At 34.7% G+C, this 19,163-nt stretch carries 13 protein-coding genes; 5 read left to right on the top strand and 8 right to left on the bottom strand.

Annotation, left to right across the window (positions count from 1 at the left end; all coding sequences use genetic code 11):
• The first annotated feature begins 3 nt into the window (after positions 1–3).
• The gene (locus ABDW27_RS21990) at positions 4–2,004 is read left to right on the top strand and encodes a RagB/SusD family nutrient uptake outer membrane protein (protein ID WP_343697869.1); all 2,001 of its coding nucleotides are present in this window, start codon (positions 4–6) and stop codon (positions 2,002–2,004) included.
• A 205-nt stretch (positions 2,005–2,209) separates the two neighbouring features.
• Positions 2,210–2,692 (top strand): hypothetical protein, encoded by a 483-nt coding sequence (locus ABDW27_RS21985; protein ID WP_343697868.1) that lies wholly within the window; start codon positions 2,210–2,212, stop codon positions 2,690–2,692.
• A 10-nt stretch (positions 2,693–2,702) separates the two neighbouring features.
• Here ABDW27_RS21985 and ABDW27_RS21980 read toward each other — a convergent pair whose 3' ends face one another.
• The 8 genes from ABDW27_RS21980 to ABDW27_RS21945 all read right to left on the bottom strand — a co-directional run bounded on the left by ABDW27_RS21980 (position 2,703) and on the right by ABDW27_RS21945 (position 13,991).
• Complete coding sequence (locus ABDW27_RS21980) at positions 2,703–4,067, bottom strand: MATE family efflux transporter (RefSeq protein ID WP_343697867.1); 1,365 nt, start codon at positions 4,065–4,067, stop codon at positions 2,703–2,705.
• Positions 4,068–4,277: 210 nt separating this feature from the next.
• Positions 4,278–6,071, bottom strand: a complete 1,794-nt coding sequence (locus ABDW27_RS21975; RefSeq protein WP_343697866.1) for an IucA/IucC family siderophore biosynthesis protein — start codon at positions 6,069–6,071, stop codon at positions 4,278–4,280.
• A gap of 10 nt (positions 6,072–6,081) precedes the next feature.
• On the bottom strand, positions 6,082–6,678 hold the full coding sequence (locus ABDW27_RS21970; RefSeq protein WP_343697865.1) for a GNAT family N-acetyltransferase: 597 nt from the start codon (positions 6,676–6,678) through the stop codon (positions 6,082–6,084).
• Between the two features lie 10 nt (positions 6,679–6,688).
• The gene (locus tag ABDW27_RS21965) at positions 6,689–9,076 is read right to left on the bottom strand and encodes a GNAT family N-acetyltransferase (protein ID WP_343697864.1); all 2,388 of its coding nucleotides are present in this window, start codon (positions 9,074–9,076) and stop codon (positions 6,689–6,691) included.
• A 128-nt stretch (positions 9,077–9,204) separates the two neighbouring features.
• Positions 9,205–10,320, bottom strand: coding sequence for a heparan-alpha-glucosaminide N-acetyltransferase domain-containing protein (locus ABDW27_RS21960; protein ID WP_343697863.1), 1,116 nt, complete (start codon positions 10,318–10,320; stop codon positions 9,205–9,207).
• A 2-nt stretch (positions 10,321–10,322) separates the two neighbouring features.
• A complete protein-coding gene (locus ABDW27_RS21955) occupies positions 10,323–11,654 on the bottom strand; it encodes a lysine N(6)-hydroxylase/L-ornithine N(5)-oxygenase family protein (protein ID WP_343697862.1) in 1,332 nt (443 codons plus the stop codon).
• Between the two features lie 6 nt (positions 11,655–11,660).
• Positions 11,661–13,193 (bottom strand): aspartate aminotransferase family protein, encoded by a 1,533-nt coding sequence (locus ABDW27_RS21950; RefSeq protein WP_343697861.1) that lies wholly within the window; start codon positions 13,191–13,193, stop codon positions 11,661–11,663.
• Between the two features lie 171 nt (positions 13,194–13,364).
• Complete coding sequence (locus ABDW27_RS21945; RefSeq protein WP_343697860.1) at positions 13,365–13,991, bottom strand: response regulator transcription factor; 627 nt, start codon at positions 13,989–13,991, stop codon at positions 13,365–13,367.
• A gap of 238 nt (positions 13,992–14,229) precedes the next feature.
• On the opposite strand from ABDW27_RS21945, the gene ABDW27_RS21940 reads away from it, so the two are divergent.
• The 3 genes from ABDW27_RS21940 (at position 14,230) to ABDW27_RS21930 (ending at position 19,135) form a co-directional block, all read left to right on the top strand.
• Positions 14,230–15,864, top strand: a complete 1,635-nt coding sequence (locus ABDW27_RS21940) for a sensor histidine kinase (protein WP_343697859.1) — start codon at positions 14,230–14,232, stop codon at positions 15,862–15,864.
• 11 nt (positions 15,865–15,875) lie between these two features.
• Positions 15,876–17,819 carry a sigma 54-interacting response regulator gene (locus ABDW27_RS21935; RefSeq protein WP_343697858.1) on the top strand — a complete coding sequence of 648 codons (1,944 nt, stop codon included), beginning with the start codon at positions 15,876–15,878 and terminating at the stop codon, positions 17,817–17,819.
• A 518-nt stretch (positions 17,820–18,337) separates the two neighbouring features.
• Complete coding sequence (locus ABDW27_RS21930; RefSeq protein WP_343697857.1) at positions 18,338–19,135, top strand: alpha/beta hydrolase; 798 nt, start codon at positions 18,338–18,340, stop codon at positions 19,133–19,135.
• Positions 19,136–19,163 lie beyond the last annotated feature (28 nt).

Genomic DNA, 19,163 nt, shown 5'->3' with positions numbered 1-19,163 from the left:
ACGATGAAAAAATATATAACAAACAAAATTTCAAGACTAGTGCCTTTTGTATTATTGGCAGCGCTGTCTAGTTCTTGTTCAAAAGATTTTCTTGATTCTGATCCGCTTTCGTTTTATGAACCAGAAAACACCTTTTCTACCGAAGCCGGTTTGCAGGCAACTCTGGCATTATGCGATAAACAGCTGCGTAATAATTATATTCATTACGGATTTTCCGGAGTAAGTGTGCCGATTGGTACAGAATATCTTTTCTCAGATATGGCGCAGTATGGAAAAACAGATACCGGAAGTAATATTGCCGATTATGCTAATACCATTGTTCCTACTGTTGATTTTAGAAGAGACCCAAGTGGAGAATCTATTTATCTTGGATTTATGTGGACAGAAGCTTATACAGGTATTAAAAATGCTAATACCGTATTAACATATATCGATAAGGTAACCAGTTTATCAGAAGAAGTAAAACGCAAATATATCGGTCAGGCGTATTTTCACAGATCATACCGTTATCTTAACCTGGTGTATCAATTTGGAGACATCCCTTTGATTACTAAAATTTTAGATGTTCCAAAACAAAGTTATTATTCAACTAAAAAAGAAGCCATCATAGAAATGATTACGGCTGATATGGAAAAAGCTGTTGAATGGGTTCCGGAACAGTCAAAAATAGGTTATGTAGGTATGATTAGTAAAGGTGCCTGCCGCCAACTATTAATCAAATGTTATTTAGCATCCGGCCGTTTTGCTGAAGCTGAAGCGCAGGCTACTATTTTGATTAACCAATCTGGTTATTCTTTGGTACAAAATAATTTAGGAATATTTGATCCGGGAGGAAATCCTACGGCATGGCCAATTACCAGAAATGTAATTTGGGATTTACACAGACCTGAGAACAAAGTAATTTCTTCTAATACCGAAGCTATATTAGTAGCACCAAACGGAGGAGCACAATCATTTCTAGCATTTGCCTCAATGAGAATTTTTGGTCCAAACTGGAATGACGCCAACTTAATTACGCCTGATGGTAAAACAGCTGCTCCTCGTTTTCCGCTGACGGATAAAACAAACTACAATGCAAAATACGATTACCAAAGAGCAATCGGGCGTGGTATTGGTACAATCAGTGGTTCTTATTATTCTCAGCATCCTATGTGGGTTGTAAATGGTGTTGAAGATAAAGTTGATCTTAGACATAACAGTACAGTTGGTAACTGGGTAAATATGGAAGACCTTAAATACGCTCCCGGCGCAGGTGGAAGTGCTGCATGGGCAGGTCAGAATTTTAGAATGAGAGAAGCTGGTAAATTATTAGCACAAGATTCTATTCGTGACTGGTTTGATTTTCCACACTATAAAATCTATTATCATGATGTTGTAGCCGAAGCGAATCCGGCAGCAAATGATTTTCAGGGAGCTACAGCCGGTGCAAGTGCACACATGTATATCTATCGTTTAGCCGAAACTTATTTATTACGTGCAGAAGCTCGTTTTTATCAGGGAAATGCTTCTGGAGCAGCTCAGGATGTAAACGTTGTGAGAGCAAGAGCAAAAGCTTCACAAATGTACAGCACCGTAACTATTGGTGATATTTGTGCAGAAAGAGGAAGAGAACTTTACATGGAAGAATGGCGAAATGTTGAATTAAAACGTATTTCGCACTGTCTGGCTCTTAGCGGAAAACCAGACGAATGGGGTCATACTTACAGCATAGCCAACTGGGATAAACAATCTGGAACAGATGCTGCAGGCGGAAGTTATTGGTGGCAGCGTATTGTACACTATACGCTTTACAATAAATATCCGGCAGGTATTTCTTTAAAACCGGGTGTAAAGTTTTATTCTATGGACAAACGTAATAATTACTGGCCAATTCCTTTTAGACTTGCTATAGAGCCTAATATCAAAGGTCAGTTAAGTCAAAACTTTGGTTATGATGGATATAACCCGGGAGTTAAAGTATGGGATAAATGGCAGGATGCTGTTGGAGACGAAAGTAAACTTTAATTGAATTTCGGAATTTTAACGAATTATAAAAACAAAAACGAGTTAGATAACACTAACTCGTTTTTTTTTATGGGAAATAGAGAGACTAAGCATCCTAAAATAAAAATGAATTCATATCCATATTCTACAAATTTCAAACACTATTATATAACACTCATGTTTTAAATAAAACTAAATTTGAGGTAAATTATTAAAAAGACAAACCATGAAAAATATCTCTTTACTCTTACTATCAGTTCTTTTATTTTCATGTCAACAAAAGCAAACTAAAAACGATTCTGTTTCTAGTTCAGATTCAATTGCTGCGAAAGATTCAGTTGTTGTAAATGAACCCAAACAAGAGAACAAACAAATAAGCGATACTATTTTCATGAATTTCAAAAATGAAAAAGGTTTTTATGTAGCTGAAGGTACAATAGATTCGCTTAATTCAAGAGTATATGTAAAATTCAAAAATGAAGATTTAGGTGAATTGAATGGAAAGATTATCCCAGCCGGAGGAAAAGGAAATATCCGCTTTAATCAAATTATTTTTCCTGATAAAAGTTCAGACGGACCTTTTGGAATGGATTTGAGTACAAATCTCGAACAGAAAGGAAATTATATTTTAGTAATAGGACATTCTCAAATGGCAGATAATCCTTTTTATGGTAAATTCACGGTGCAGTTGGAGAATAAAAAGAAATAATTCAAATTTCTTAAACCAAAACCCTTTTCCATCTACCTCTTCTATAAACAATTACACTCAAAATCGTGATTAACGTTTCCGCAGCGGGAATAACGATAAAAACGCCTGTTGGTCCCATTTCGTGATAATAAACCAAAAAATAAGCAACCGGAACCTGAAAAACCCAAAAGCCCAGAATATTAATCCATGTTGGTGTCCAGGTATCTCCTGCTCCATTAAAAGTATTGTTTAAAACCATTCCGAGACCGTAAAATATAAAACCAACACTCATAATTTGCAGCGCATTTATAGCAATTTTAATAATGGTGGGATCATTTGTGAAAAACGAAATCATATAGTGTGTACTAAAAAGACAGAACAACATAATAATTCCCATAAAAATCATATTGTATTTGGCCGTTTTATAAACAGCCTCTTCTGCCCTTTCGATTTCATTGGCACCCAGATTCTGCCCAACCAAAGTAGCAGCAGCATTACTAAGTCCCCAAGCCGGAAGAATAAAAAACATCATAATTCTAATAGCCGTCTGATAGCCTGATGATGCATAATCACCACCCGTAACCGCAACCAGATTCGCAAGAAAAATCCAGCTGCAGGAAGCAATTACATATTGCAAAACACCCGGAGCAGCTAATTTCAGGATGCTTTGAATTAATTTAAATTGAGGCAAAAAATAATTCCATTTGATTTTTAAAACTCCCTGTCCGTAAAAAAGAAAATAACATTGATACAAAACGCCAATTCCTCTCCCGATAGTGGTTGCAACCGCAGCGCCCGTAATGCCCATCGCAGGAACAAACCAAAATCCGTTTATCAAAATTGGACATAAAATAATATTCGAAATATTCGCAATCCATAAACTTTTCATCGCAATAATGGCATTTCCGGCTCCTCTGAAAATTCCGTTAATCAGGAAAATCAACATTACGAAAACACTTCCTGCCATCATAATTCTGGTATAATTTACACCGTAAACGACCGAAGATTCCGAAGCGCCCATTAACATCAGAATTTCTTTGGCAAAAATAAATCCTCCTAAACTGATTAATACATTTATAGCTATTGCAATTATAATGGCTTGTACGCCTGATTCTGCCGCTTGTTGGGTTTCTTTTTCGCCAATACGCCTCGCAACAATTGCCGTTGTTGCAATACTAATTCCGATGGCAATCGAATAAATAATTGCAAAAACGGATTCAGTTAAGCCAACAACCTGAATCGCATAATTGCTTTCTTTTAAATGTCCGACAAAATACAAATCGACCAAAGCAAAAACAGATTCCATCGCCATTTCTAAAACCATCGGAATCGAAAGAATCAGAATTCCTTTTCTGATGCTTCCTTTTGTAAAATCAAATGATTCTGCGTATTGCATTATTTTATTTAAACGTTTGAACATAGATTTATTTTAGTTGTTACAAAGGCGTTACAGCGCAAAGTTTTTTTGCATAATCTTGTCATTTCGACGAAGGAGAAATCTGCGCAAGAAGCTCTACAAAGATTGGACTATCATTGCGGAGTTACTTGCGCAGATTTCTCCTTCGTCGAAATGACAAAAAAACGTAGCCTTTGCAATTAATAATTATTAAATAGCTATTGTTTGCTGACTAAAAACAGCTACAGGGTTCTTTAATTTCCCCACAAACTGAAGGCTTTCAATAGGATCTGCTAAATCTAACATTTGTTTATTGTTTCGCAATTGCAAACGGTTCAGACAACACGAATCAAATTCTGAAACAAACAAATTGTATTTTTTAAATTGTTCCTGCAAATGCGGATGCGCTGATTGATATTCGTGAATACAATCGGCAACGGCAGACCAAAAATCTTCTTCAGAAAGTGTTTTAGTTTCAGATAAAATGGCAGAAAGAAAACGGAAATAAAACTGAAAAACATCATTAAAAATGCAAAGAATTCTCAACGGTTCTTTCATATCGATATAAATACGTTTTACTTTTTCCGGCAACGGAATTTCTGCATTAAAAACCATCACTTCTTCTGTAATATCTTTCATGATGGCTTTTACCGGAATATAATTTTCTAAAACCAAAATCAGGTTTTCACCATGCGGCATAAAAACCATTTCGTGTTGATAAAAACAATGTAATAATGGTGAAAGATAAGCGTCTAAATAACGGCGAATCCATTCTTTTGCGCTAATTCCAGATTTCTGAATTAATTCTGATACAAAAGCATTTCCTGATTGATCTACGTGCAATAAAGCAGCCATTGTCATAATGTGCTGTCCTTTCGATAATTTAGGAATTGGGCTTTCGCGCCATAAAGTGGCTAACATTTTATTGTGCGGAATACTTCTTCCCAAAGGTTCGTACAAGAAATTGCGATAGCCAACTGTTGCGACTTCGCCTAAAAGAGTAAACCCTTTTTGCTGTAAATACGAATCATTTTCGACTAAATCTGCAACCCATTCTGTAATGGCAGGCGTACTTTCCATATAATACGGCGAAAGTCCGCGCATGAATCCCATATTGATTACAGAAAGCGCTGTTTTAGCATAAAATTTCTCTGGTGATGAGGTATTAAAAAAAGTACGAATCGATTGCTGTGCTGAATATTCATCATCACCATAACCCAGACAAACCAAATGATTTTCGGCAATATCAGGCGCAAAAATCAAAGCCAGTTTATTAAACCACTGCCACGGATGCACAGGAAAGAAATAATAATCGTCGATATTTAAACCTTGAGATTTTAATACATTTTCGAACGATTTAATATTCTCTGAAGATAATTCCTGATGCAATACTTTTTGATAATCTAAAGTTTCAATGGCTGTAAAAGTGGCTTTGCTCCTATGTCCGGCAATCCATAACAATTTTACAGGCGAATTGGCTTCTGGAGAAAACGTCGCAAAATCATCAATATTAAAACCATTTTTACCCGAGTTCGCCACAAAACACGGATGTCCTTCGGTCATAGCATGTTCGATTTTTTGATAATCTAATTCCAGTAAATCTTTTGATGCATATTTTTCGTTTGCGATTTTATATGCCGTACTGTATAACGTACTTGTCATTTCTTCTAAATAAGTTGGCAGTAAACTTTCGCTGATTCCTAAAACATCTTTAAATTCAATAATAAATTCTAATAAACGCAAAGGCGAATTCTTTCCTTCAATTGTTTTTTGAATAGAATTTATCGGGATAGACCAATGATTTAGAGCTAAAATTTCGGCATCAAAAGTATATTCAACTTTTTTATCAGGAGAAAAAATATGGTATGAACCTGAATCGTTTTTTATCGGAATAATTAATAATTCATGAGCAAATTCGCTTAGCGTTTTTCTCAGTAAAATGGCATTTGCTTTATCCCAATTCTCTTTTGTTAAATGCTGTATATTTTGGGTTGGTGTTTTCATTTTATATTAATTAAGCCAATTGTAATGCCTTGTAATAATCTTCGCGCGTGCAAAATTCCAGATGCGCCTGTTTGTGCGGCAAATCAAGAACACGCTGAAAAACAAATCCGGCTCTTTTATTCAACAAATGAATTTTATGATTTCTAGCATCTGGTTCTACTACAATACGCTGGTTTTTGGCATCGCTAAAGATAAAATCCAGAATTACCGTAAAAATATTCCAGGTAAAATTCGGAATTGGTTTTTCTGACGGCGCAACCAGTATGTGCATGCCTTTATCGCCTTTTTGCGATTCATAATATTTGCCCACAATATCGTCTTTAGGATCATAACATTCCAGTAAAAAAGCTACGTTGTTATTGAATTTTCCAATATAAACCTGCGCTTTTTCCTGAATATTATAGTAGGTATTTTTTACTTCTTCTACAGAAAATCCATTCATTTCCCAATAAACGGCGTAATCGCGATTTACCCAATTGTGAATTATCGGAATATCTAATTCCATATCAAGCGGACGCAGCTCAAAAACCCCTAAACCGGGAATCGTTTTTAAAAAAACAATATCTGCTGCGATATCATTTTCAGGATGAGTTATTATACTATTCATCTTTAAGGAATTAAGCTGTTACTTTTTTATACGGAGCGATTGGGTTTTGCAGTTTTCCCTGAAATTGTAATAACGCCACAGGATCATCAAGATCGATCATCGTTTTGTTATTATTCAATTGTAAACGGTTCAGGCACGAAAGCTGAAATTCATTGGCAAACAAATCGTATTTCTCGAATTTAGCTTCCAAATGCGGGTTTTGTTCCTGATAATCAGAGATACATTCTGCCACTAATTCCCAAAAACGATCTTCTGAATAATTATCACTCGAAACTAAAATTGCCGACATGAAACGGAAAAATCCATCAAAAACGTCAATGAAAATAGAAAGTAATTTTACGTCTTCCGGAACTTCAGCATAAATTCTGTCAATGTTTTTAGGGATTTCAACATCCGGATTTAGAATCACGGCTTCTTCGGTAATATCTTTCAGGAAAGAACGCACCGGAACGTGATTTTCTAAGCCTAAAATAAGATTTTCGCCGTGTGGCATAAAAACCAAATCGTATTGATAAAAACAATGCAATAACGGACTCAAATACACTTTAAAATATTCTGTAAGCCAATTATCTATTGACAACGAAGATGCTTTTATAATTTCAGATAACAGCGAATTTCCATCTTTATCCAAGTGTAAAAATGCTGCCATTGTCATCAATTGCTCCTCGTTTTTGAGTTTTGCAACCGGACTTTCTCTCCATAAAGAAGCAATCATTTTGTTGTACGGATTGTGTTTTCCAAAGCTTTCAAAATACGGATTAATATAACTCACAGAAGCAACTTCGCCCAGCATTCCGAAACCTACTTTTTGCAGGTATTCATCACCGCTTAATAATTGATCCAGCCATTCTGCCATTTCTGGCGCTGTTCCTAAATAATAAACCGGTAAACCGCGCATAAAGCCCATATTTAGGATTGAAAGTGATGTTTTGGTATATAATTTTTTAGGATTACTTAAGTTGAATAAAGTTCTAATCGATTGCTGAGCCTGATATAAATCTGGTCCGTAACCTACACAAATCAGTTTTTGTTTGGCGATTTCAGGCGAAAATAAATTAGCCAGTTTGTTAAACCATTGCCATGGATGTACGGGAATAAAGAAATAATCGTTTGGATTTTGTCCTTTTTCTGAAATCACGGAATTGAATTTTGCAATGGTTTCCGTTCCTAATTCCTGCTGAATTAGAGTATCATAATCCATTTTTTGAGTTCCGGCATAAACCGTTCTGTCGCGGTGTCCTGCCAGCCATAAAATTTTAAACGGATTTCCGGCTTCAGGTGCGTACGCTTTGTAATCCATGCTGTTGTAGCCAATTCTTCCATTATTGGCTACAAAGCCCGGATGACCTTCCATCATGGCTTGTTCAATTGTCTGAAAATCAGAATTGGCCAATGATTTTGAAGTCGAATTTTCTTTTAATAATTTATAACAGCTTCCGTAAAGTGTGCTGATAATTTCTTCTATATAAGACGGAAACAGTTGTTCTGAAATGCCTAAACTGGTTTTGAATTCCTGAATAAAATCAACTGCATCTAAAGGTATTAGTTTTTCATTTTTATATTTTGAAATCGAATTAACTTCAATATTCAAATGATTCATCGCCAATAATTCTCCTTTAAAAGTATACTTTACAGATTGATCGTCGGAAACTAATGAATATTGATTATCTGATTCTAATTTTGGCTGTATTAAAAGTTCATGCGAAAACTCACAAATTGCTTTTTTAACCAATAAACGATTGGCTTTTTCCCAAACTTCGGGCTGAATATGCGTTATGGCTTTTTCTGGAAATTCTAATTGATTTTCGGTATTCATTTCGGTAAAATTGAGGTTGAATGAATCTATTTTTTTAATGAATTGTTCGCGCATACAAAAGGCTAATAGTGCCGTTTTGTGCGGTAAATTGACGACATCACCATCTTCAAAACCTACGCGATGGCAGATATCGAACATTTTTTTGTTACGAATGTCCGGCTCAACAAGAATTCTTTCGATGGTAAGATCTCTGAAAATAAATTTCATGATACTCGAAAAAATATGCAACGTAAACTGATGTACAGGTTTTGCTGGCGGCGCAACAATTATATGTATTCCGCAGTCGTAATCCTGAACTTTATAATAGCTACCGATAATATCTTGTTTTGGATTGTAACGTTCTAATAAAAAGGAAACTTCGCCATTTACCAATCCGATAAATACATCAGAATCTTTGGTTATTTTTTCATATTCTAAACGGACTTCTTCGAGATTTTTTCCCTGCATGCCCCAATATTGTGCATAATCGCGATTAACCCAATCATGAATTATGGCAGCATCAACAGGCAATTGCAGCGGACGAAAATCTATAGTCCCAAAATTTGGAATTGTGGTGCTGTATATAGGTTTATAGGTAGACATTTTTTAAATTTTAAATTTTAGATTGTAGAGTTTAGATTTTTAATTATTCTGTTCCTTGATCAAGACCTGACAGGTTTTAAAAACCTGTCAGATCTAATCGCACGGATATAATTTTTAATCTTTAATTTTTAATTCTTAACCGTTTGAGCCATAACATTTCTACTGCTCCATTTAGCTTTCAACAATACTTTGATTACATTATAAACAAGCTGAACGCAGATACTTAATGAAATTACAACTGGGAATAAGCATAAAACAAACCATTGATCGTGCTGCCAGAAACCTAAAACATACATTCCCCAGTTAATTAAAACCCATTGAATTACATATAAACTTGTTACATGTTTACTACAGAAAATCAACAACTTGAATACTTTATTATTCTCTTTAAACAGATTTACTACAAGGTTTATAAACCAATAGAAAACAAGATTTACGCCAAGGAGTAAAATACTTCCGCCAGGTCCTAAATGGTAATAATCTCCAAAATGATATTCTGGATTTGAAAAGTTTAAAATTCCGCCAACGGCCATAAAACCTAAACCTACCAACAGCATTTTCTTAAAAAATACTTCCTGATTTTCGTTTAGTTCTTTATACCATCTGCCTAAAAACATTCCAATTAAAATGAAAGCACTCCATGGAAAAACCGGGAAATAAACATTAAACTGATTGCTGAAAAACAAATCACAGATGTAATCTAATCCCACGATTCCAACTCTGAAACCGCTTAATTCTTTTGAAACCGCAATAATTGCCAAAGCCACAATCAACGGAACATATTTACTTTTACTATAATGATTAATAAGCCCCATAATGAACAATGTGAGTCCGGCCAATTGCAGAATATCTCCCAAAAGCAAAAAGAAAATTCCGGTTTCTAATGTTCCCGATTTTAAGTCATAAGCCGAAACAAAGGCTTCCGGAAGTCCGCCAAAAACGAATTCAGGAACCAGAAATTTTAAAAAGTTCATTCCGTAACCAATGGCCAAAATGTATAAAGCTCTTTTGCAAACGGCAGTAAAAGTCTGTCTTCTTGATAATACAAAAGAAATTCCCATACTTACCAAAAACATGGTTGTACCGCGGCCTAACCACAAAATAATTTCGCCTAAAACGGTTTTAGTCTGCGTTTCAATTGTTCCGTAAATCAACATCGTGTGAATCATCATCATAAAAATCACACTCATTCCTCTGGCAATATCAATTGCCAAAACTCTCTTTTTTTGCTGTACTGTTTCCATAATTATGCAATGATTTCAAATGCCGGAGATTCAATCACTTCTGCAGCCGGAACACCAAATTCCTGAAAAGCAATTTTAGTTTCTACAGCATAATGTTCAATTCCCGTTAATTCTTTAATGATGTATGAGTTTCGGTAACAAACCATTCCTAAATCTGGTGTTACAAAGCCATGCGTATGTAATTCAGCATTTTGCACAAATATTTCACTTCCGTTAGTATCAATCGTATAATTTCTGTTGGCAGCAAAACGTCCTTTTTCATCCCATTGAATTCTGTTGGCAATTCCTTCTAAAAACTGAGGCAGTTTATAGCCGTAGCCCGTTGCCAGAACCAGTGCATCGGTTTTATGGCGATATCTTTTATCCTGTTCAACCTGATGTAATTCTAATTCAAAAGATTGATTTTCTTCATTATAAGTTCCTTTTGTGCATTCTGCATTCGTTCTTAAATTCACATCAATATTGGCTATTACTTTTTTGCTGTAAATGGTATCGAAAATGCTTCCAATCAAGTCTTTATTGATTCCTTTGTATAATAATTTCTGGTCTTTAAGGAGATAATCTCTCTTTTCTGAAGGAAGATTGTAGAAATAATCGACGTATTCCGGAGAAGTCATTTCAAGCGTTAACTTGCTGTAATCCATTGGAAAAAATCTTGACGATCTCGTAATCCAGTTCAATTGATATCCATAAACATCAATTTCCTGCAATAAATCGTTGAAAACCTCGGCAGCGCTTTGTCCGCTTCCTAAAACGGTAATGGATTTTTGTTTTTGCAGTTCCGATTTATTCTGAATATAAGCCGAAGAATGGATTGCTTTTCCTTTTAATGACTGACATGATTTTGGAATATGCGGAGCCGTTCCGGTTCCTAAAACAATCTTTTTGGTTTTGTAAATCGTTTCAGCATTTGTTTTAGAAGAAAACGTTGTTACAAAATAAAGCTCTTGATTTTCATCATATTCAATCACTTTAACTTCAGTATTAAAATAGATATTTGGCAGTTTTTTAATCGCCCACTGACAATACTGATTGTATTCGTTTCTTAACAACAAGAAGTTTTCACGAATGTAAAACGAGTATATTTTTCCTTGTTCTTTAATGTAATTCAGAAAACTAAAAGGACTCGTAGGATCTGCCAAAGTCACTAAATCAGCCAAAAACGGAATTTGTAAAGTCGTGTCCTGCAAAAGCATTCCCGGATGCCAGTTGAAAGATTCGTTTTTATCGAAAAACAATCCGTCAAGGTTTTCAATTGGTGCGGTCAAACAAGCCAGACTTAAATTGAAAGGTCCTACTCCTACTGCGATGAAATCATGTATTTTGTTTTGCATTTTATTTTAGTTTTTTAATAAATATTCATTTCCGTGATACACGATCAAATCGATGACTTCTTCGATATCTTTTGAAGTTGTTAAAGGATTTAATAATGTGAATTTCAGGAATACTTCGTTGTAGACTTTTGTACTCGTAATGATGGCTTTACCTTCATTAAAAATGGCTTTTCGAATGTAACTGTTGATGCCGCAATACGAATTTTCATTTCCGGTAAAAGGCGTATAACGAAACACAACAGCGCTGATTTCAGGTTTATGAATGATTTCAAAATCGTCTCTGTTTCTTAATAAATCAGCTGTAAATTGGGCATTCGCGATAGCTTTTTCCATATACGAACTCAAACCTTCTGTACCGATCATTCTCAGCGTAAACCACAATTTTAACGCATCAAAACGACGAGTTGTCTGGATTGATTTTTTTACCATATTCGGAATTCCTTCATCTTCCTGCTCTTTTGAGTTTAGATAATCAGCGTGATATTTGATGTAATCAACAAATGATTTATCTCTCATAAAAAACCCGCTTGAACTTACAGGCTGATAAAAAGTTTTATGATAATCGATTGTAACAGAATCTGATAATTCGATACCATTTAATTTTTCTTTGTGAAGATTGCTGATTAACAAACCGCCGCCGTAAGCTGCGTCGACATGAAACCAGATATCATTTTCATTGGCAACCGAAGCAATTTCTGCCAGAGGATCTATAGAACCAAAATCAGTTGTTCCGGCTGTTCCTACAATGGCGATTGGAATATTCCCAAGGTCTTTTTGCTGCTGAATTACCTTTTTTAAAGCACTTGTATTCATCTTAAAATCAGGATCAACAGCAACGGGAACTACGGCATTTTGTCCTAAACCTAAAAGACTTAAATTTTTCTTTAAACTAAAATGACTTACTTCTGAACATAAAATTCTGAATTTTGAAGCTTGAGCAGGAATTCCGTCCATTTTTGGGTCAATTCCGTAATGTTTTTTAATGTAATGATCTCTGGCCAAAAGCAGTCCCATCATGTTCGACTGCGTTCCTCCGCTCGTAAAAATTCCATCGGCATTTTCAGGATAACCCAATTTTTCAATTGTCCACTCAACCAATTTAAGTTCGATAAAAGTAGCGCCCGTACTTTGATCGTAAGTATCCATCGAAGAATTTAAAGATGATATAAAAGCCTCGGCCACAAGTGTTGGCGTTAGAATTGGGCAGTTAAGGTGTGCAATGTATTTTGAATTGTGAAAATGGATACAATCATCTAAATAAATGTCTTTTAATTCTTCTAAAACATAATCCAGGCTTTTTCCTTTTTTATTTTCTTCAAGATAAATGTTGTCGATTTTTTTCTTGATTGTCGAAATACTGGTTCCCGTAAATGGAGTATCTCTTTCTTTTAAATGATTTCCAATTGCCTTAATGGCCTTTTTCATGCTTTTCTTATAAATCCCGATCGATTTAGTATTGTTCGAAAAAACATGTTTATCGTGTACATTATCAATTGCAGCTTCTTGCAGTATGGTTTCTAATTTCTCTTGTGCCTCCATTTGTGGTATTTATTTAGATTAGTTCTAAAGAATAATTTTGACAAATGTAGATTTGTACGAAAATTAAATCAATACCATAAAAAAGTGAAAAACATTTCTATAATTGAGGTAGAAAATATACCTCATTTATAGTAGGAAATAGATCAAAAAAAAATAGTAATATATAAGAATTCACTTTATTTTATTTTCTAAAGCATACAAAATAAGCTCAGGAGTCGTGTGTCTGCCTGTTTTTTTCATGATATTCTTCCGGTGCGTCCTGAAAGTATGAATGCTGATAAAAAGCTGCGATGCGATTTTTTTCCCATTATTTCCTTTGGCAATTTGTTTGAGAATTTCAAACTCTCTTAAAGTTAGTTTTTCATCACTTTCGGGTGCGGGTAAAGAAAAAACATCAATAAGTGTGTTCAACGTTTTTGGGCATAAATAACGTTCTCCTTGCTGAATTTTATATAAAGCATTGTAAATCGTCTGCTCTTCGCAATCTTTTGATATAAAACCATTTATATTATCTTTTAAGAAACTGTTTATAGTTTGTTTGTTCTTAAAATACGAAAGGATTATGATTTTGCATTTAGGAAACTTTGTTTTAATAACCTTTAAATCATCATCATAAAACAAAAAAATATTATTGGGATCAACAATCAAACATTCTACTTCATATTTATCCAAATACTTAAACAACTCTTCTCTTGAATTTACAACTTTCAAGTTAAGTGCTTTTACTAACTTTTTAAGTATGTGCCTCAATCCAATTATGTGCAGGTTTTCAGAATCGGCAATAAGGAAATTTTTCATTTTTATTATTTAGAATTGGTCTAAACAAAATTAATACAAAAAAGGTTTATAAAATAAACTCAATTTAAAAAAATAGTTATTTTCTTATAATCAAAAGAAAAACTGTAAAATTAACATCGAATTTGCTGCGCTGGAGTTAAAAAACGACGAAATATCGTTGGTATTCAATTTTTGAATATTTTAAATTTAAATTCATAATTATCAATACCTTCGTATAGCCAGTTTAATCCTTACGAAAATGATTTCCAATAGACACAAAATAATTTTGTTTCTCCTTGTTTTATTAGCATTTGGAGACGCAGATGCATTGGATTCCAGAACGGATAAAAAAATTGAAACAATCAATAAAAATCATATTTACAAGACCAGTCCTGTCGTTTTTAATCGTTCGCGTATTACTTATTTTGAAGAACCGGGTTTTACAGATTTTGAAGTAAAAAAAGCAGAAGCTTCATTAAATCAACTAGGCAAAAACATCTATAAAATAAAAGTGCTGCTGAAACTCAGCGACTGGTATGAGCTTTCATATAACAATCCAAAAACACTGGACAAGGCGCTTATTTATGCCAATCAGGCTCTTAGTCTCAGTCAGTCATTACATTCTGTTATTTATGCCGGTAAATGTTATCTTCAGCTGGCCATGGTTTATGAGCTAAAAAATAATAACGCCATGATTGAAACCTGCGCCAGAAATGCCATAAAATTATTAACTCAAACCGATGATGTGAATGATCTGGCAGAATCCTGGGTTATGGTTTGGTCTGCAAAAATGCGAACCAATGCACCGCTTCACGATAGATTTATCCCTATTTTTAATGCCGCCGCTTTATTTGAAGCCATAGGAAATAATAAAAGATCCGGAGATTGTTACCGAGAAATAAGTGAACTCTATTTTTCTAATTCAGATTTTCATAATTCACTTAATGCACTCAAAAAAGCCGAGTCATTTTATAAGGCTGCCAATCTGGAGGTAAAAAACATTTACCCTATTTCGTCGAGATTAGATATTCTTTACAAAACAGATAAAAAGGAAAAGGATTTCCTCAAACTTAAAAACGAAACACTCATACAGCAGGCAAAGCTTAAAAATGAGGCTTTACTGCGAAATTCAATGATCACTTTCCTGGTGCTTTTACTTATAATTTTAGGATTATTATACAAAAGTTATGCGTTTAAGAAAAAAACAAATAACGCATTAAAAGCCCAGCAAGAAGAGATTAATAAAAAAAATAAAGCTCTTGAGGATCTTGTTGTTGAAAAAGAATGGCTGTTGAGAGAGATACACCATAGAATAAAAAACAACCTTCATATGGTTGTGGGATTATTGGCAAGCCAGACAGAGTTTTTAAAAAATGAAGAAGCTGTTCAGGCCATAAATGACAGCCAGAACAGGATTCAGGCCATGTCGTTAATTCATCAAAAATTATATCAGTCTGAGAGTTTATCTATTATTGATATGCCATCTTATATTTTCGAATTAACGGAATATCTGAAAGATTCATTCGAAATCAGAAGTTCAATCCGGTTTCTTTTAGATATAGACAGTTTTAATCTTCCTTTGTCACATTCAATTCCAATTGGACTTATTTTTAACGAAGCCGTTACAAATGCTATTAAATATGCCTTTCCGAATCAAAAAAACGGCATAATCAATATTTCACTTAAAGCAGTTGAAGACGATAAATATATCCTGATTATTCACGATAATGGTATTGGACTTCCACCCGATTTTGACCCTTACAATAACCCTTCATTAGGAATAAAATTGATGTACGGACTTTCTGCCGATATTGACGGGGAGTTTTTAATTGCGAATTCAAACGGAACCAAAATAACTTTGAAATTCCTTTTCAATGAAAATTATTCTCATTAATTAAATGTAAAATGGCAAAACCACTAAAAATACTTATTGTTGAAGATCAGTTTGTTGAGGCAAATCATTTGCGGTTAATGCTGAAAAAAGCCGGGCATACCATAATAGGGATGGCGCGATCAGTATCTGATGCAAAATTTTACATTTCGCTGCAAAAACCTGAATTGGTTCTGCTGGATATTTTTCTTTCGGGAAAAGAAACCGGTATTGATCTTGCCGAAATATTAAAAGAAGACAACATTCCTTTTATTTATCTTTCTGCTAATTCTAATGAAGAAGTTCTCAATAAAGCGAAATCAACGCATCCCTATGGTTTTTTGGTGAAACCATTTCGGGAAAAAGATTTATTGGTTACTATCGAGATTGCCGAATATCATCAGGAACACGGCATTGAATCTTCAATCAGAAAAGAACTTTTATTTCAAAAACAATTAAAAACAATAATAACTAAAAAAGGTACTTGGGATGACAGAGTTCTTTCCATTATAACTTCTTTACAGTCTTTGATTTCTTTTGATCTTGTAATGGCTGTTTTTTATATCGATGATAAATTGTCGAGCCGGGTTTTAGGTTATGCCAGAACGGGTTTGCATGAATATCAAAAAATTGGAATTGAAGAATTACAAAATATTACGGCTTTAAAAGAATCTGAAATAAACGAATTACGAAACAAAAGCCAGGTTGAAACAGAAGCTACTTTTTATAACGATGAAGATTTTATAAAAATCTGCGATAAAACACCTATCAAAAAAATGATTGCGACCTCAATGAATATGAAGTCCAATCTGATGCTTCCTGTTCCTTTGTCTATTAGTGAAAAAGGCGGACTTTATTTGTCTTTTTTCAGCAGACAGCCTAATAATTACAATAAAAATCATTTAACGCTCTGTGAGAGACTTCAGGAACCTTTGATATTTGCGATTGAAAATTTAATCAGCCATGATAAAAAATTGGACAAAAAAAATAGTTCATCGGTATCTCAAACCAAAAACACAAAAGTATCAGGTTTTGAATCTATTGTGGGCAAAAGTCCCATGCTGTTACGATTGTTCGATCATATATTACAAGTTGCGCCAGCCGATACCACCGTTTTAATTACCGGAGAAAGCGGTACAGGAAAAGAAAGCATCGCTCACAGCATTCAGCAGCTTTCGAATAGAAAAGAAGAGCCTTTTGTAAAAATTAACTGTTCTGCCCTGCCGCCAAGTCTTATTGAGTCTGAGTTATTCGGACATGAAAAAGGAGCTTTTACAGGTGCCGCCGAAAGACGAATTGGTAAATTTGAACAAGCACACAACGGTACTTTATTTTTAGATGAAATTGGCGATATGCCGCTGGAAATGCAGGCAAAACTTCTGCGTGCCATTCAGGAAAAAGAAATTGAACGTGTTGGAGGTAATCTTCCCATAAAAGTAAACGTTCGCATCATTGCGGCAACCAATTGCAATCTTGAAAAAGAAGTTGCCGACGGTCGTTTCCGCCTTGATTTATATTACAGACTGAATGTTTTTCCTATTCAGCTTCCGCCGCTGCGCGAACGAAAGGAAGATATTGGTCTTCTGGCTCGTCATTTTATTGCTGTATATAGTTCTAAAACGGGGAAAAATGTAAAAGAAATTGCCGAAAGTGCTCTCAAAAGCCTTTTATCGTATCAATGGCCGGGAAACATTCGCGAACTTGAAAATCTTATCGAGAGAAGTGTTCTTTTGGCAAAAACAGATACTATTGAACATATTCCGCTTCCTGCTTTAGATGAAATAAAAGTAAATAATTCGTCTAATGAATGGTTTTTTAAAACGATTCAGGAAAACGAAAGAGAACATATTATCAACGTCCTGGAGAAATGCAACGGAAGAATCAGAGGCGTCGGCGGAGCATCAGAAATTCTTGGGCTTCCACCTACTACGCTTGCCTCCAGAATGCAAAAACTTGGTATTAAGAGAAGCCATTTTTAATTGTTAATGGTTGATGGTTAATTGTTGATGGTTTATTGTTGGTGGTTTGTGTTGGTGGTTAATGTTGGTAGTTAATGTTGGTAGTTGATGATTGATTGTTTATGGTTGACTATGAGTTATCTATTTCTTGTGCCGTTAGGCACTGAATATCGGTAGCCCAAAATATATTCGAAATTCCTTTGCGTGCCGTAGGTACGCAATTTTTTTGTGTACCTACGGCACGCTAATTTATTGACATTTATGTTTCTACCGATATTCAGTGCCTAACGGCACAGGCAATTGATAATTGATAATCGATAATTGATAATTCATAATTCATAATTCATAATTCATAACTCAAAACTCATAACTCTTAACTCTTAACTCAAAAAACGGTATTACGTTGCTAATTTTTCGTTGTCCGACGAAATATAGTTTGTTTGAAATTGGCATTAATTTATAATTAACTAAAAATCAATAACTTACAAAAAAGGTTCGGTTTTAGTTTACAGTTTGGCATAACATTAAAATAGGTAATTATGCTGACTGAAAACCCTACTACAATACTTTTTATAACAGGTGCATTTGTGAGTAATAAATGCTGGGATGAATGGAAAGTTTTTTTTGAGAGCAAAGGCTTCAAAACTCTGGCTCCTTCATGGCCTTACAAAGATGCTCCGGTTGAAGTGCTTCGCGAACGCCATCCGGATCCTCAAGTCGCCGGATTAAGATTAACGGAATTAACAGCTTATTTTGAAAATATTGCTGCAAATCTGCCTCAAAAACCTATTATAATTGGCCATTCAATTGGCGGGCTCATTGCTCAAATACTTTTACAGCGTAATCTTGCCGCTTCTGCAATCGCCATACATTCTGTTCCGCCACAGGGAATTATGACTTTTAAATTCTCTTTTTTAAAAGCCGGATGGGGACCGCTTGGCTTTTTTACTTCGACTAAAAAAACATTTATGATGAGTTTTGGTCAGTGGCAATACGCTTTTACAAACGGAATGCCCGAAGAATGGCAGGAAAAAGCCTATTGCGATTTTGCAATTCCGGAATCTAAATTAATTGTTCGCGATACCATAACTTCTGCAGCAAGAGTAGATTTTCATGCACCGCATAAACCTTTATTACTAATTGCCGGATCAATAGATCATACTATTCCCGAATCACTTAACTATTCCAATTACAAAAAATACTCAGATAAAAACTCTATAACCGATTACAAGGTTTTTACAGAGAGAAATCACTTTGTATTAAATCAGCCGGGCTGGCAGGAAATCGCTCTTTTTATCCAGAACTGGATCGAAAAACTTCCGGCTCAAAATTCATAATAACCAATTATTTTTTAACTAATTAAAA

This window comes from Flavobacterium sp. (genome assembly GCF_039595935.1).
Classification (GTDB): Bacteria; Bacteroidota; Bacteroidia; order Flavobacteriales; family Flavobacteriaceae; genus Flavobacterium.
This window is presented reverse-complemented; position numbering and strand designations above follow the sequence as displayed.